This is a genomic window from Amycolatopsis camponoti (assembly GCF_902497555.1).
Lineage (GTDB): Bacteria > Actinomycetota > Actinomycetes > Mycobacteriales > Pseudonocardiaceae > Amycolatopsis > Amycolatopsis camponoti.
This window is the reverse complement of the sequence record NZ_CABVGP010000001.1, coordinates 1071048-1085287: the sequence shown is the minus strand read 5'-3', so window position 1 is coordinate 1085287 and position 14240 is coordinate 1071048. Positions and strand designations below refer to the sequence as shown.

Below are 14240 nucleotides of genomic sequence, written 5' to 3'. Positions count from 1 at the left end.
CACGAAAGGAATCCACTGTGGACAAGAGAACCCGCCGGCGACGGCGTGGCCTGCTCGGCGCCGGGGCCCTCGCCTCGGTGGCCACGCTGGCCATCGTCACCGGCTCCGCGGCGACCACCGCGGAAGCCCAGCCGCTGAACGTCTTCCCGGCCCACTGGATCCCCACGGCCACGCCGATCAAGCACGTCGTGGTCATCTTCGGCGAGAACATCTCGTTCGACCACTACTTCGGCACCTACCCGAACGCGGCCAACACCGACGGCACCCCGTTCACCGCCGCGCGCAACACCCCGAAGGTCAACGGCCTCGACAAGAAGCTGCTGACGAACAACCCGAACGCGTACAACCCGAAGCGGCTCACGCACGAGCAGGCGATGACCTGCGACCAGAACCACAACTACGGCGCCGAGCAGGCCGCTTTCAACGGCGGCAAGATGGACGAGTTCGTCGAGAAGACCGAGACGGACAAGTGCACCGGCCAGCCGGTGCTGTTCGGCGAGCCCGGCCTGGTGATGGACTACTACGACGGCAACACCGTCACCGGCATGTGGAACTACGCGCAGCACTACGCGCTGAACGACAACTCGTTCAACACGGTGTTCGGCCCGTCCACGCCGGGCGCGCTGAACCTGATCTCCGGCCAGACCCACGGCGGCCGGGCGGTCGACCCGGTGACGCACGAGCCGGTCAGCGACGCCTACGTGGTGTCCTCGCCGGACGCGAACGGCGTCGGCACGGTCATCAACGACCCGGACCCGGCCTGGGACGACTGCTCGGGCAAGAACCACACGAGCAAGGACAACCTGGCCACGATGCAGGGCCGCAACATCGGCGACCTGCTCAACCAGCGCCACGTGACGTGGGGCTGGTTCCAGGGCGGCTTCCGCCCGACCGGCACGGCCAACGGCTACGCGGTGTGCGGTCAGACCCACACGAACGTCGGTGGCAACGCGGCGGTGGACTACAGCCCGCACCACGAGCCGTTCCAGTACTACCCGTCGACGGCGAACCCGAAGCACCTCCCGCCGTCCTCGGTGCAGGCGATCGGCCAGACCGACCGCGCGAACCACCAGTACGACACCTCGGACTTCGACGCCGCGCTGAAGGCCGGCTCGATGCCCGCGGTGAGCTTCCTCAAGGCACCGGAATACCAGGACGGCCACGCGGGGTACTCGGACCCGCTGGACGAGCAGCAGTTCGTGGTCGGCGAGATCAACAAGATCCAGCAGTCCCCGGAGTGGAAGTCGACGGCCGTCGTCCTGGCCTACGACGACTCCGACGGCTGGTACGACCACGCGTCGTCGCAGATCGTCAACGGCTCGCACGACGCCGCGCAGGACCAGGCGGTGTGCACGGGCAAGCCGACGAAGGTGGGCACCTACGCGGACCGCTGCGGCTACGGCCCGCGGCTGCCGCTGCTGGTGGTTTCGCCGTACAGCAAGGTGAACCACGTCGACCACACGCAGACGGACCAGACCTCGGTGCTGAAGTTCATCGAGGACAACTGGTTCGCCGGCCGGATCGGCGACTCGTCCTTCGACTCCCGCGCGGGGTCGATGAACGGGATGTTCGACTTCTGGTGGCCGCAGGCGAAGGCGGTCACGCTCGACCCGAAGACCGGTGCCGTGACGCACCGCTAGCAAACCCGTCGTGAGTGAGAAACAGGGTTCTAACCCTGTTTCTCACTCACGACGGCTCAGCGCCAGGTCCCAAGCCAGGGTGACCACGGTCCCCGTGTCCCCGGACGCGATGTCCGCCCGGTCCGCGCTCGCCCGCACCAGCATCAACCCGCGCCCGCGCGCGGAAACCGGGCGCGGGTCCACCACCGGGGTCCGCCACTGCCCGTGGTCGCCGATGACCACTTCGATCCGGTCCGGGTACACCGCCGCGTCGAGGTCGACCACCCCGGAACCCGTCGCGTCGTACGCGTGGTCGGCGACGTTCGCCAGCGCCTCGTAGCTCGCCAGCACGATGTCCTGCGCCCGGCTCTCGTCGACGCCCGCGGAGAGGACCCACGCCATCAGGTCGTGCCGGAGCCGCCGCAGGGCCTGGGGCTCCGCCTGCACGCCGTGGCAGCGGAACGGTCCCGGGGGTTCGTCCATCGGTCGCCTTTCCGGGCCCGTCACTGGCTGAGCGCTTCGTCGACCGTCGCGTGGATGCCGATCCACGTGTCGAGGCCCGTGGTCTTCAGCGGCCCCGACGTCACCTGCGAGTCGCTCACCACCCGCAGCCCGCGCTCGGGCAGCTTGCGGTGCGCCGCCGCGAGCACCTGCAGGCCCGCCGAGCAGAAGAACGTCACCGCGCGCAGGTCGACCACCAGCGTCCGCGGTTCACCGGCCAGCACGACACCGACGACTTCCTCGAACTCCGGCGCGCTCACCAGGTCGATCTCCCCCGCCACGGACAGCACCGCGGCCGAGTCCCGCCAGTCGAGCGTGACCGCCAGCTCGACGGCGGGAAGATCCCGGGATGAAGAGGTCACGGCGCTTTATGGTGCCCCAATCTCCGCCGCCACGCCATCGATGCCCTCACCGGTGCGGCAGCTGGACCACCGTGACCCAGAAGTCGTCGATCTTCCGGACCACCTCGACGAACTTCTCGAAGTCGACCGGCTTGGTGACGTAGGCGTTGGCGTGCAGGTCATAGCTGCGCACGATGTCCTCGTCCGCTTCGGACGTCGTCAGCACGACCACCGGGATGGTGCGCAGGTCCGGGTCCTGCTTGATCTCGCCGAGCAGCTCCCGGCCGTCCTTGCGGGGCAGGTTGAGGTCGAGCAGGATCAGCCCCGGCCGCGGCGCCTTCCCGAAGCGGCCCTTCCGGTTCAGGAACTCGAGGGCCTCGACGCCGTCGCTCGCGACGTGCAACGCGTTGCGGATCTTGTGGTACTCGAAGGCTTCCCGCGTCATCAGCACGTCGCCGGGGTCGTCTTCGACGAGCAGGATGTCGATCGGGTCATGCGCCTGCGTCATGCGTCCCCCCTGTCCTCGGCCGCCGGAATGGTGAAGCGGAACGTGGTGCTCTCGGCCTCGGTGTCGAGCCAGATCCGGCCGCCGTGGTACTCGACGATCCGCCGGCACAGGGCCAGGCCGATGCCGGTGCCCGGGTACGCGGTGCGGGTGTGCAGCCGCTGGAACAGCGCGAAGACCCGTTCGGCGTACTCCGCGTCGATGCCGATCCCGTTGTCCGACACCGAGAACACCCAGTCGTCGCCGTCGCGGTGCGCGGTGACCCGCACCTCCGGCGGCGTCTCGTCCTTGAACTTCAGGGCGTTGCCGATCAGGTTCTGGAACACCGCCGTCATCAGCGCCGGCTCGACGCGCACCTCGGGCAGCTCGCCGTGGTCGACCTTGCCGGCGCTCAGCGAGAGCGCGACTTCGAGGTTCGCGAGCGCGTCGTCGACCAGCCGGCCCGCGTCGACCACGACGTGCTCACCCGGGTTCCGGCCGACCCGCGAGAACGCCAGGAGGTCGTTGATCAGGACCTGCATGCGTTTCGCGCCGTCGACGGCGTACTCGATGTACTGCTCGCCCCGCTCGTCGAGCAGGCCCTGGTAGCGCTTCTGCAGCAGCTGGCAGAAGCTCGCCACCTTTCGCAGCGGCTCCTGCAGGTCGTGCGAAGCGACGTAGGCGAACTGCTCCAGGTCGGCGTTCGACCGCTCCAGCTCGCGGGTCCGGCGGTCCAGCATCGCGTGCGCCCGCTCGAGCTCGGCCACCTCGTCGAGGATGCGCTGCCGCATGGCCTCGACGTCGGCGCCGAGCTGGGCGATCTCGCGCGGCCCGCTCCCGCTCACCGGCCGGTGGACGTCCTGGTCGGCGGCCTGGCGGACCTCGCCCGCCAGCCGCAGGATCGGCCGGGTGATGACCTGCCGCAGGCCGAGGAACAGCACCACGAACAGCAGGACGACCAGCACCGCGATGGCGACGAGCATGGCGGTCAGGAAGTTCCCCGCGCGCTCGAGGTCCGCCCGGCCGGCGTCCCGGACGGTGGTGAGGTGGTCGAACTGCGTGCCGAGCGCCTGCCGCACGGCGTTGAACAGGGTCCGGCCGCGCTCGATCTGCGCCTGCGTGAGCGGGCTCGCGCCGGGTTCGGCGCCGGGGGCGGCCACGGCCTGCCAGGCCACCGCCGCGCGCAGGACGGCTTCCAGGTCGTCGCCGGCCTGGGTGCCGGGGAGTGCGCCGAGCTGGCGCAGCTGGCTGACCGCGTCGCCTTCCGCCTGGCGGCCGTCGGTGTAGGGGGTGAGGAAGTCGGGCTGCCGGCCGAGCTGGTAGCCGCGGATGCCGGTCTCCTGGTTCAGCAGCGCGGTCGACAGCTGCGTCGCGGCCAGCCGCTGGGGCCCGATGACGTCGAGGAGGCTGGTGCGGGCCTCGGTGAGGTTGTTCAGCGCGATCACGCCGCCGGCCACCGCGGCGAGCAGCAGGACGGCTTCGACGACGGCGAACAGGCTCAGCCAGCGGCGGATCGTCCACCCGCGTGCCTCAGCGCTCATCGGGCGCGCTCCCCGCGTCGTGGCTGAGCAGGGCGAGGGCGACGTCGTCGTCGAGCGGGCCGGAGTTGAGCCGTTCGGCGCGCGCGATCAGCTCGTCGAGCAGGTCGGTGCCGTCCAGCCCGGCCTGGTGCTGGATGTCGAGGACGATGGCGGCCATCCGCTCGTGGCCGAGCCGTTCCGACCCGGCGCCGACGCGGCCTTCGAACACGCCGTCGGTGTAGAGCAGCAATGACCAGCCGGGTTCCAGCGGCACCTCGAGGGCCTCCCACTTCGTGCCTTCGACGACGCCGAGCGGGACGCCGAGCCGTTCGCCGGAGAGCAGGTGCCCGTCGGCGGGGGTGAGCAGCAGCGGCGGCAGGTGCCCGGCCAGCGACAGGCGCAGGGACCTCCGGTCCGGCGCGACGACGACCATGCAGACGGTGGCGAACAGCGGCTCGATCCGCTCGTGCACCAGGACCCGCTCGACCATGCTCAGCACGTCGGCCATCGGCAGGCCGGCCATCACCAGCGAGCGCCACGCGATCCGCAGCGCGACGCCGAGCGCGGCCTCGTCCGGGCCGTGGCCGCAGACGTCGCCGATCATCATGTGCACGGTGCCGTCGGCGAGCTCGATCGCGTCGTAGAAGTCGCCACCCAGCAGGGATCCGTTGCGGCCCGGGCGGTAGCGGGAAGCCAGTTCGAGGTGCTTGTCGCGCAGCAGCGGGACGGGCAGCAGGCCGCGTTCGAGCCGCGCGTTCTCGCGGGCGAGCAGCTGCTGCTGCAGGAACTGCTGCTCGACCTGCTCGGCGCGCTTGCGTTCCCGGGCGAACCGCAGCGCCTTCACCAGCAACGGCCCGTCGACCTGGTCCTTGACGAGGTAGTCCTGCGCGCCCGCGGCGACCGCGGCGACGCCGGTGGCCTGGTCGTGCCCGCCGGTCAGGACGACGATCGCGACGCCGGGCGCGTGCTGGCCGAGCTTCGTCAGCCCGCTGAGGCCCATGGCGTCGGGCAGCTGCAGGTCGAGGAGGACGCAGTCGGCGGTGAGCGGGCCGGCCAGCGCGGCGGTCAGCGTTTCGACGCGTTCGAGCGAGAACGGCACGGACGTGTCCGCCAGCATCTCCTCGACCAGCAACGCGTCGCCGTCGTCGTCCTCCACCAGCAGCACGCGCAAGCGGGTGCCGGAGTCCCACGATGAGTCGTGCGCGGCGGTCACCGGCTTCTCCCGTTCGGCTGCTCGTGAGCCAGCACATCCAGACGATCACCCTAGCGGCACCGGCGGCGGCCGCCTACGGCCGTGGAACCGGTCCCACTGGGGTAGCGCTTTATAGCACCCCGCCGTGTCACCGGGCGGGTAACGGTTCGGGTCGTGACCGTGCCGGAACCGGACGATCCGGTTCTACGCTGCGGCCATGTCCCCGACGCGGGCGCCGCGCGCCGCTTTCGCCTGGTGGGGCGCGACTGCGTGCTGGTTCCTCGGCTCGCTGCTCGGCGGGCGCCGGACGGCCGTCGAAGCCGCCGTCCCGCTTCCGGTGGCGATCCTCGCCTACGCGGTCTGCGCCGGGCTGTGGGCGGCGCTCACCTACGGCGTGTACCGCGGCGTCAAGGGAACTCGGGTGGCGCTGGCCGTCGTCGGCGCGCTCGGCGTCGCGGACCTGGTGCTGCAACTGTTCGCGGACATCGCCGTGGGCGCCGTCCTGCACGGCGCGTTCTTCCTGGCCGCGCTGCTCCTTTCGGCCGCCGGGTTCGTCCTCCTGTTCAGGCCCCGCTGAGCCGCGCGGCGAGGAACTCCTGCTCGACGGCGTTTTCGCTCAACGCCAGCGCGGCGCGGTAGGCGTCGGCCGCTTCGGCGTCGCGGCCGAGGCGGTGCAGCAGGTCCGCTTTGGTGGCGGGCAGGTAGCGGTAGCCGGCGAGCCGTCCGTCGTCCTCCAGCCGGGCGATCTCGGCCAGCGCCGCCGCCGGGCCGTCGACCATCGCGACGGCGACCGCGCGGTTGAGCGCCACCACGGGCGAGGGCCACAGGCGCAGCAGCACGTCGTAGAGGGTCAGGATCTGCGGCCAGTCGGTTTCGGCGTAGCTGGGCGCCTGGGCGTGCAGGGCGGCGATCGCGGCCTGCACGCCGAACCGCCCGGGCGGGCCGCCCTCGAGCGCCTCGACGACCAGCCGGTCGGCCTCGGCGACCATCGCGGTGTCCCAGCGGGACCGGTCCTGCTCTTCCAGCCGCAGCAAGCGGCCGCCATCGTCGGTCCGGGTGGCCCGGCGGGCCTGGTGCACCAGCAGGAGCGCGAGCAGCCCGGCTACCTCGGTGTCGGCGGGCAGCAGAGCCCGCAGCATCCGCGCCAGGTCCAGAGCGCGCCCGGTCAGCTCGTCGCGCACGAGGTCATCACCCGACGGCGCGGTGTGCCCGGCCGCGTAGAGCAGGTGCAGCACGGTCAGCACGACGGACACGCGTTCCGGCAGGTCCTCGGCCGCCGGCACCGCGTACGGGATCCGCGCGGCGGCGATCTTCTTCTTGGCGCGGGTGATCCGGGCCGCCATCGTCGGCTCGGGCACCAGGAAGGCGTGCGCGATGTCGGCCGTCGCGACGCCGCACACGAGTCGCAGCGTCAGCGCGACCTGGGCCTCCTGCGCGAGCGCCGGGTGGCAGCAGGTGAAGACGAGCCGGAGCCGGTCGTCCGGGATCGGCCCGGCGGGCTCCGGCGGCTCGGCGGTGTCCGGCTCGACCAGCAGCGGCAGCTTGCGCCGCAGCACTTCCCGGTGGCGGACGCCGTTGAGCGCGGTCCGGCGCGCGACCGTGGTCAGCCACGCGCCGGGCCGGTCCGGGACGCCGTCGTCGGCCCAGCGCTTCAGGGCCTGGAGGTAGGCGTCCTGGACGGCCTCTTCGGCCTCGTCGAGGTCGCGGGTGACCCGCACCGTCGCGGCGAGCACGTAGGCCCACTCGCGACGGTGCGCCTCGGCGACGGCGTCCTGGACGGAGCTCAGCCCGGCACCACCTGGAAGTCGACGAGCGGCCGGACCTCGACGCCGCCCTCGACGACCGGCGTCAGCTTCGCGCACGCCAGCGCGTGGTCGAGGTCGCGGGCCTCGAGCACGTACACCCCGGCCAGCACCTCCTTGGTCTCCACGAACAAGCCGTCGGTCACCAGGTCGCCGCGGATCGCGGTCGCCGTCTCGTTGGGCTGCAGGGCCAGGCCGGCGGTCACCTTCCCGCCCAGCGCCGCGATCCGGTCCGGCAGCCCCATGTGCCCGTCCATGATCTCCTTCGGCAGGTCCTCCGGGGGCACTCGCTCGTAGATCAGCACCGCGTACTGCGCCATGGCCGTTCCTCCTGGTCGTCGGTTCCTTTCCTACTCCGTCACGCGGGAGGGGACCAATTCGACAGCTCAGAACAACGGGCGTCCGGAATTTTTCGCGGCGACGTACGCGTGCCAGTCGGCGGTGACCTGGTCGGCGTAGCTCGTCGCGAACGCGCGGGTCTCGCTCTGCAGCCCGGACACGGACGTGATGGCGCCGTCGATCGCCGCGTCCGCCGAGTACGCGAGCCCGGTCCCGGGGATGTCCTGGTCGGCGCGGGAGTGCGCGGCCGCGAGCAGGCGGCCGACGTCGCGGACGGTGTCGTCCCAGACCGCCGACGACGTCAGGTCGCCGATCTCCAGGTCCTCGGCGAACGGCGACTTCTCCTTGACCAGCACCGGGGTGCTCCCGACGCTCGCCCAGCCGGCCAGCGGGTCGGACTGGTTCGCGAGCCACCGCAGCGCCAGGGCCGGACGCTGGCCGCCGGTGAGCGTCGTGGCGTTCGGCGCGAGCTGCTTCGGCGCCGGGTCGACCTCCTGCTTGAGCTCGAGGATCCGGTCGTCGGACGACGACGTCGTGTCGCCCTCGACGAGGACGTACCAGCGGAACCGGCCGAGGCTGCCGGTGCCCGCACCGGTCCGCCGCCGCACGTCCTTCACGACCGCTTCCGACGTCTTCAGCGGCCGGCCCGCGGTCGTCCGGTAGGCCGCGACGGCGTCGACGAGCTGGGTGCGCGTCGCCGACGACACGGTCTGCAGCTCGGGGTCGGCCTTGAAGTGGCCGCCGGTGGTCCACTTCGCGACGAGGTCGGCGCGCTTGTCCCCGGCCGACCGGTCGATCAGGTCGCCGACGAGGTCGGAGGTGGTGCTCGAAGTCAAGCGCCAGCTCGCCTCGTCGCCGGTCCCGTGGAACTTGGCGATCCACTGGGCGTATTCGGCGACGAACGTGTCGACGTCGGTGGCGATCTGGCTCGCGCTGCGCCCGTTCGCCCGACCGGCGAGCACGATCGAGACGGCTTCGCGGCGCAGCTCCCACGTCCACGAACCGCGCCAGGCGTCGTCGGTGTCGTTGATCGCGAACTGCTCTTCGTTGTCGGCCCCGCGGTCGGCGCCGGTGTTCTCCAGGTGGGCGTCGCCGGTCAGCCAGACGTCGCCGGCCGCGGTGGCGTACCCGGACTTCGGGAGTTCGCCGAGGTCGCGGTAGTAGAGCGGCGACGTGCCGCGGAAGAACGCCCACGCGCTCGACGCGAGCGTCTGCGTCCGCAGCGTCAGCTCGTCGTCGGTCGCGCCGGCGTTCAGGACGTGGAGGGCGTGGTCGCGGTCGTACACCACCGCCACCGGGTCCCGGGTGAGGCCGGCGGCCTCCCCGGGCGCGGCGGTGGCGAGCAGCGTGACGACGGCGAGGATCCCCACAGTGGTTCGGCGCATTCGCTCACAGCTACCGGACCGACGTGAACCCCGGTCAGCGCGCGGTCAACGTGACGGCGAACGTGTTGCTGTCACTTTGGAAGAGCGAACTCAGGTACGCCGTGAACGCGCCGCAACCGGTCAGCGGCGGGATCACGTACTCCCCGCTCACCGGGCCGCCCGACGCGAGCACGAACCCGCTGCCCGTCTTCAGGTCGACCGGGATCGGCGCGCTCGCCCGGCAGCCCGCGTCGGCGACCGGCAGCCCGAAGAGCGTCACCTGCGGGAGCGCGAGCGCGAGATTCGCGTGCGCGACGAACCCGCCGCCGGTGAGCTCGCCGGTCTGCGGGCCGTCCGGGCGGAAAAGCAGGTCGGCCGTCCCGGGCACGAAGCCGAAGACCTTGAAGTCCGCCCGCGTCCGGTCGAACGCCGGGCTGAAACCCGTGAACGACCCGGTGACCGGCGCGGTCGCCCCGAGTGCCTTCAGCGTCGTCGAACCGGTGACGTCGTAGCTGTACTGCTGCGTGCCACCGAGGTCGAAGCTCAGCAGCACCGGATTCTGACCGGCGTCGAGCGTGCAGTCCGAGGTGAACGAGCCGAGCCCGGTGAACGAGCCGTCCGCCTTCTTCGGCGTCAACCGGGTGCTGAAGTCCCCGATGGTCAGTGTCGTCTTCCCGGCGTTCGGCAACCGCACCGGCGGAACCGAGCCGGTCGCCCGCGTGGTGAACGCCCCCGAGGACGGGACCGCCGTCTTCGCCACGGTCAGCGGCAGGCCGAGTGGCAGCGTCAGCGCACCGTTGGCCAGCGTCACCCCTGCGGACGCCGTCCCTTCGATGCTCGCCGCGCCGACCAGGGCCAGGCCGCGGGTGGACTTGTCCGGCACGGTCACCGCGACCGCGAGGTCGGACGTCGTGAACGTGCCACCGGGCGCCGAAGGCACCTCGAAGGACGCTTTGATCTCCACGTCCAGCTTCTGGAGGCCGATCAACGGGAACGGGCAGGTGTAGCCGAGCTTCTTGGTGACCGGCGTCGACGCGTCCGCGGCCGGGGCGGCGAACGGCAGCACCAGGCAGGCGAGGCCCGCCGCGAGCAACGACCGCGCTTTCCGCACGGGCTCTCCTTTCTCCGGGCATGGCACCGGCCCCCGCCGCGGCGCGGCGGGGGCCGGCAGTTCGGGTCACTTCTTGGCGAGCACGAGGTCCAGCTTGTTGCCGTCGCTCTTGGCGAACGCGCTGATGATGTCGTTGAACGAGCCGCAGTTCTGCAGCGCGGACAGCGAATAGGTGCCCGACAGCTTCCCGCCCTTGAGCAGGTCGAAGTCGGCGCCGGTGGTCATCTCGCTGGTCGACGACGTGGTCGTGCCGCACTTCGGGTCCGTGCTGATCGGGATGCCGAACAGGTTGACCGTGGTGAGGAACGTGTCGAACTTGATGTGCGCCTTGAAGCCGGTGCCGACCAGCTCACCGGTCTGCGGGCCGTTCTGCACGACCTTGACGTCCGAGCTGCCCTGGATGAACCCGAACAGCTTGAAGTCGGTGTGCGTCGGGTTCAGCTTCAGGTCGCCGGTGAACGTCTTGGCCGACAGGTTGACGTCGGCGTCGAACGAGCCGGTGATCGGCGCGGTGCTGCCGAGCGACTTCAGCGAAGTCGACCCGGTGATGCCGAAGGAGTACTTGATGCCCCCGCCCGGCGGGGTCGTGGTGGGCGGGGTGGTCGTCGGCGGCGTGGTGGTCGGGGGTGTCGTCGTCGGCGGGGTGGTGGTCGGCGGGGTCGTCCCGCCCCCGCCGGCGATGGTGATCGTGGCCAGGGTGTTGTTCTGGCCGGCGTCCTGCGTGCAGGGCGCGTCGATCGTGCCGTCCGGCGTGATGCCGGTGACCGAGCCGTCGGCCTTGCGCGGGGTGACCTTGAGGTTCAGGTCTCCGACGGTGATCTTCGCCTGGCCGGGCTGGGTGAACGTCAGCGACGGCGTCTTGCCCGCCGCGTTGATGTTCAGCTCACCCGAGGCCGGGATGTTCGTCTTGTCCAGCGTGATCGGGACGTTGACCGGCAGGTTGAGGCTCGGCGCGGCGACGGTCGCGGCCGCCGTCGCGGTGCCCTCGATCGTCGTGGCGCCGATCAGGCTGAGCCCGGCGACGGTGTCCGCGTTGATGGTGGACACGGCCTTGATGTCGAACGCGCCGGTCGGCTGGCCGGTGTTCACCGTGGTCGGCAGGTCGGTGTTGATCACCACCTTCAGCGACTGCGAACCCACCAGCGGCAGCGTGCAGTGGTAGTTCAGCGTCAGCGAGATCGGGTCGGCGGCACTGGTCTGCGCCCCGAGCACCAGTGCGGTGGCGACCAGCCCCACCGCCGCCGTGGCCGCGGCGGCCGCGACCGTCTTCTTCTTGCCTCTTGGGTGACTCACAATGGTCCTTCCGTGTATCAACAGTGATACGAAACGGCGCGCGTTCCCTGGAAATCGCGACCGGAACGTAAGTTAACGAGCACCGCTGGCGCCGTTCAAGAGCTTTCGGTAAAAAGGTCACACGGCCACCGCAAATTGTCACACCGGCACGTCGGCCGGGCCCGGTTCCTAGCAGGCGCGGAAAGGTTTCCCCAGCACAGGGTGGCTGCCGAACCGCTGACGCACGTGACAATTCCTCACCGTGAAACGTTGACCCGGATGCCAACCGGCTATTCTCTCCTTGCTCACGCACAACCGCGCCGCGTAGCTTCGAAACCCATGAAAAGAATGCACAGCGCGGTGCTCGCAATGGCGGCGGCCGCACTTCTGTCGTGCGCCGCCTGCGGGTCGGACGCTCCGGCCGACCCCGGCCGGCACGCCGACCCCGCGGCGCTGGCCTGGGTCGACAAGGTCTGCACGGGGGTGGCGACGGGCTCGGCGAAGCTGGCGCAGCCGCCGGCGGTCGACGAGGCCGACCCGGTGAAGACCCGGGACGCGATGGTCGACTTCCTGGGCCGCCTGGGCTCGGCCCTCGACGACATGGCGGGCGGCCTGCGCACCGCCGGCGTCCCGCCCGTCCCGGATGGACAGTCCGCAGTGGACAAGGCGACCGGCAACCTCACCCAGACCCAGACGAAGCTGGCCGAGACGAAGTCCAAGATGGAGCAGGCGAAGGTGACCGACCAGCCGAGCCTGCGCCGGGTCATCTCGGAGGCCGACTCGACGATGGGTCAGCTCGCCGATCCGGAGGGCCCGATCAAGGACCTCAAGGCGAACCCCGAGCTGAACCTGGCCTTCAGCGAGTCCGCGACCTGCAAGCGCGTTTACGGGACGGGCTCGTGACGGCCCGCCGCGCGCTCGCCGCCCTGGTGGCGCTGGTGCTCGTCGCGGCGGTCGCGCCGGCGGCTTCGGCGGCGCCGGTGGGCACCGGCCCGTTCGACGACTCCTTCTACACTCCGCCTTCGCCGCTCCCGGCGGGCAAGCCGGGCGACGTCATCCGCTGGCGGACGTCGAACGCCGGGCCGCGCAAGGCATCCGTCGACGCGTGGCAGGTCATGTACCTGTCCACCAACGCACTCGGACAGCCCGACGCCGTCACCGGGACCGTGCTGGTGCCGAAGAACGCCGACCGCGCGACCGCGCCGATCGTGTCGTTCGACCCCGGCACGCACGGCCCGGCCTTCGAGTGCGCGCCGTCGAAGATGATCGACATCGGCGCGTTCTACGAGCAGCCCGGCCTCGACGACCTGCTCGACGCGGGGTACGCCGTCGCCGTCCCCGACTACGAGGGCTACCAGAGCGCGCCGAAGACGACGTACGTCGTGGGGAAGTCCGAAGGCCCGGCGGTGATCGACGGGGTCCGCGCGGCCCAGCGGCTCCCCGCGGCCGGGCTGTCCACGACGTCGAAGGTCGTCTTCCGCGGGTACTCCCAAGGGGGCGGCGCCGCGGCGTGGGCCGGGGAGCTGCAGCCGGCGTACGCGCCGGAGCTGAACCTGGTGGGCATCGCGGCCGGCGGGGTGCCCGCCGACCTCGTCCAGGTGACGCTGCAGCTCGACGGCAAGTTCGGCTTCGGCGTGTTCGCCTACGCCCTGCTCGGCCTCGACCAGGCGTACCCGGAGCTGCGGCTGGACTCGTTCCTCAGCGACAACGGCCGCGCGAAGCTGGCCGAGATGAAGCAGAGCGCGTGCACGTTCGAGCTGCTCACGACGTACGCGAACCAGAAGATCGCGGACTACACGACCGGCCCGGGCTACATCAAGCCCGCGTGGGTGGCGCGGCTGACCGAGAACAAGCTCGGCGGCAGCCCGCCTCGGGTCCCGGTGTTCCAGTACCACGGGACCGGCGACCAGCTGGTGCAGTTCGCGCAGGCCGACGCGCTGCACAAGGCGTACTGCGCGGCCGGGGTGGCGGAGACGTGGAAGACCTACGACACCGACCACATCACGCTGGTCTACACCGGCAACGCCGACGTGCTGGCGTTCGTCAAGGACCGGATCGCCGGGAAGCCGGCGACGTCGAACTGCTGATCAGCGGTTCGGCCTGCCGTGCGGGTGCTGCTGCTGCCACGAGCTGACCACCGAGCTCACGTACTGCTGCCACTGGTCCTCGGCCGGCGGCGCCGACGTCGTGGGGGGCGCGGGCTTGCGCCCCGCGGCGGCCGGCGGGTTCGTCGTCCGGACGGGCGAGTCGCGCACCTTCGCGGTGAGCGGCGGCGGCTCCGCCGAGGCGCTCATCGTCTCCACGGCGTCGGTCGAGGCCGGCGGCGCGGCCGGAGCGGTGGCGCCGGGCGGCGGCGTCGCCGTCCCGCCGACCTGCTGCGGCTGGAGGAGCACGACGGCGGCGAGCCCCAGCGCGACGGCCGCGCCGGCGGCGAGGACGTACGGCTTGGTCCGGCGGGACTCGGCGGGCGGCGCTTCCCGGGGACGTTCGTCCTCGGGCTCAGGGGCCGCCAGCTCGGCGTCGAGGATGGCCAGCGGGTCGGGCTTGGGGTCGGGCTCGGGCTCGATCCCGGCTTCCCTGGCGAGCATCGCGTCGAGGTCACCGCGGATCATCAGCGGTTTCGTCTGCGAGAGGTTCACCAGCTCGGCGACCGAGGGGAGCTCACCCTCACCGCCCGTGCGTGCCATCGAAAGAC

Annotated in this window: 15 protein-coding genes; 4 read left to right on the top strand and 11 right to left on the bottom strand. The window is 71.4% G+C overall.

Annotated elements, in window-relative coordinates:
* The first annotated feature begins 17 nt into the window (after nt 1-17).
* Nucleotides 18-1640 (top strand): phospholipase C, encoded by a 1623-nt coding sequence (locus tag AA23TX_RS05290; RefSeq protein ID WP_155541457.1) that lies wholly within the window; start codon nt 18-20, stop codon nt 1638-1640.
* 42 nt (nt 1641-1682) lie between these two features.
* Here AA23TX_RS05290 and AA23TX_RS05285 read toward each other — a convergent pair whose 3' ends face one another.
* Genes AA23TX_RS05285 through AA23TX_RS05265 form a run of 5 tightly spaced genes read right to left on the bottom strand, consistent with a single transcriptional unit; the run spans nt 1683 to nt 5678 of the window.
* Nucleotides 1683-2102, bottom strand: a complete 420-nt coding sequence (locus AA23TX_RS05285; RefSeq protein ID WP_155541456.1) for an ATP-binding protein — start codon at nt 2100-2102, stop codon at nt 1683-1685.
* Between the two features lie 20 nt (nt 2103-2122).
* Nucleotides 2123-2482: an STAS domain-containing protein gene (locus tag AA23TX_RS05280; RefSeq protein WP_155541455.1), complete on the bottom strand. Its 360-nt coding sequence runs from the start codon at nt 2480-2482 to the stop codon at nt 2123-2125.
* A gap of 46 nt (nt 2483-2528) precedes the next feature.
* Nucleotides 2529-2969 (bottom strand): response regulator, encoded by a 441-nt coding sequence (locus tag AA23TX_RS05275; protein WP_155541454.1) that lies wholly within the window; start codon nt 2967-2969, stop codon nt 2529-2531.
* Nucleotides 2966-4486, bottom strand: coding sequence for a sensor histidine kinase (locus AA23TX_RS05270; protein ID WP_155541453.1), 1521 nt, complete (start codon nt 4484-4486; stop codon nt 2966-2968). The genes AA23TX_RS05275 and AA23TX_RS05270 overlap by 4 nt, the downstream gene beginning before the upstream one ends.
* Nucleotides 4476-5678, bottom strand: a complete 1203-nt coding sequence (locus AA23TX_RS05265; protein ID WP_155541452.1) for a PP2C family protein-serine/threonine phosphatase — start codon at nt 5676-5678, stop codon at nt 4476-4478. The genes AA23TX_RS05270 and AA23TX_RS05265 overlap by 11 nt, the downstream gene beginning before the upstream one ends.
* Nucleotides 5679-5874: 196 nt before the next feature.
* Between AA23TX_RS05265 and AA23TX_RS05260 the strand changes: the two genes are divergently transcribed.
* Nucleotides 5875-6234, top strand: a complete 360-nt coding sequence (locus AA23TX_RS05260; RefSeq protein WP_155541451.1) for a hypothetical protein — start codon at nt 5875-5877, stop codon at nt 6232-6234.
* Here the strand turns inward: AA23TX_RS05260 and AA23TX_RS05255 are convergent.
* The 5 genes from AA23TX_RS05255 to AA23TX_RS05235 all read right to left on the bottom strand — a co-directional run bounded on the left by AA23TX_RS05255 (nt 6221) and on the right by AA23TX_RS05235 (nt 11566).
* Nucleotides 6221-7444, bottom strand: a complete 1224-nt coding sequence (locus AA23TX_RS05255; protein WP_230862601.1) for an RNA polymerase sigma factor — start codon at nt 7442-7444, stop codon at nt 6221-6223. The genes AA23TX_RS05260 and AA23TX_RS05255 overlap by 14 nt on opposite strands.
* Nucleotides 7441-7779 (bottom strand): YciI family protein, encoded by a 339-nt coding sequence (locus AA23TX_RS05250; protein ID WP_155541449.1) that lies wholly within the window; start codon nt 7777-7779, stop codon nt 7441-7443. Before AA23TX_RS05250 ends, AA23TX_RS05255 begins: the two co-directional genes overlap by 4 nt.
* A 66-nt stretch (nt 7780-7845) precedes the next feature.
* A complete protein-coding gene (locus AA23TX_RS05245; protein ID WP_230862348.1) occupies nt 7846-9183 on the bottom strand; it encodes a DUF2252 domain-containing protein in 1338 nt (445 codons plus the stop codon).
* A gap of 34 nt (nt 9184-9217) precedes the next feature.
* Nucleotides 9218-10273 carry a DUF6801 domain-containing protein gene (locus tag AA23TX_RS05240; RefSeq protein WP_155541448.1) on the bottom strand — a complete coding sequence of 352 codons (1056 nt, stop codon included), beginning with the start codon at nt 10271-10273 and terminating at the stop codon, nt 9218-9220.
* A gap of 66 nt (nt 10274-10339) precedes the next feature.
* Nucleotides 10340-11566 (bottom strand): DUF6801 domain-containing protein, encoded by a 1227-nt coding sequence (locus AA23TX_RS05235; RefSeq protein ID WP_155541447.1) that lies wholly within the window; start codon nt 11564-11566, stop codon nt 10340-10342.
* A gap of 318 nt (nt 11567-11884) precedes the next feature.
* Here AA23TX_RS05235 and AA23TX_RS05230 point away from each other — a divergent pair, with 318 nt between their 5' ends.
* Both AA23TX_RS05230 and AA23TX_RS05225 read left to right on the top strand, forming a co-directional pair.
* Entirely contained in the window at nt 11885-12448 is a 564-nt protein-coding gene (locus AA23TX_RS05230; RefSeq protein ID WP_230862347.1) for a hypothetical protein, read from the top strand.
* Nucleotides 12445-13632, top strand: a complete 1188-nt coding sequence (locus tag AA23TX_RS05225; RefSeq protein WP_155541446.1) for a lipase family protein — start codon at nt 12445-12447, stop codon at nt 13630-13632. The genes AA23TX_RS05230 and AA23TX_RS05225 overlap by 4 nt, the downstream gene beginning before the upstream one ends.
* Here the strand turns inward: AA23TX_RS05225 and AA23TX_RS05220 are convergent, their stop codons facing one another.
* Nucleotides 13633-14232 (bottom strand): hypothetical protein, encoded by a 600-nt coding sequence (locus AA23TX_RS05220; protein ID WP_155541445.1) that lies wholly within the window; start codon nt 14230-14232, stop codon nt 13633-13635. It abuts the gene before it with no gap.
* Nucleotides 14233-14240: the final 8 nt, after the last annotated feature.

What these genes read in the sequence shown, in the direction of transcription:
- AA23TX_RS05285 (WP_155541456.1), bottom strand. Translation starts at nt 2,102, where the DNA reads ATGGACGAACCCCCGGGACCGTTCCGCTGCCACGGCGTGCAGGCGGAG.
- AA23TX_RS05275 (WP_155541454.1), bottom strand. Translation starts at nt 2,969, where the DNA reads ATGACGCAGGCGCATGACCCGATCGACATCCTGCTCGTCGAAGACGAC.
- AA23TX_RS05270 (WP_155541453.1), bottom strand. Translation starts at nt 4,486, where the DNA reads ATGAGCGCTGAGGCACGCGGGTGGACGATCCGCCGCTGGCTGAGCCTG.
- AA23TX_RS05260 (WP_155541451.1), top strand. Translation starts at nt 5,875, where the DNA reads ATGTCCCCGACGCGGGCGCCGCGCGCCGCTTTCGCCTGGTGGGGCGCG.
- AA23TX_RS05250 (WP_155541449.1), bottom strand. Translation starts at nt 7,779, where the DNA reads ATGGCGCAGTACGCGGTGCTGATCTACGAGCGAGTGCCCCCGGAGGAC.
- AA23TX_RS05245 (WP_230862348.1), bottom strand. Translation starts at nt 9,183, where the DNA reads ATGCGCCGAACCACTGTGGGGATCCTCGCCGTCGTCACGCTGCTCGCC.
- AA23TX_RS05230 (WP_230862347.1), top strand. Translation starts at nt 11,885, where the DNA reads ATGAAAAGAATGCACAGCGCGGTGCTCGCAATGGCGGCGGCCGCACTT.
- AA23TX_RS05220 (WP_155541445.1), bottom strand. Translation starts at nt 14,232, where the DNA reads ATGGCACGCACGGGCGGTGAGGGTGAGCTCCCCTCGGTCGCCGAGCTG.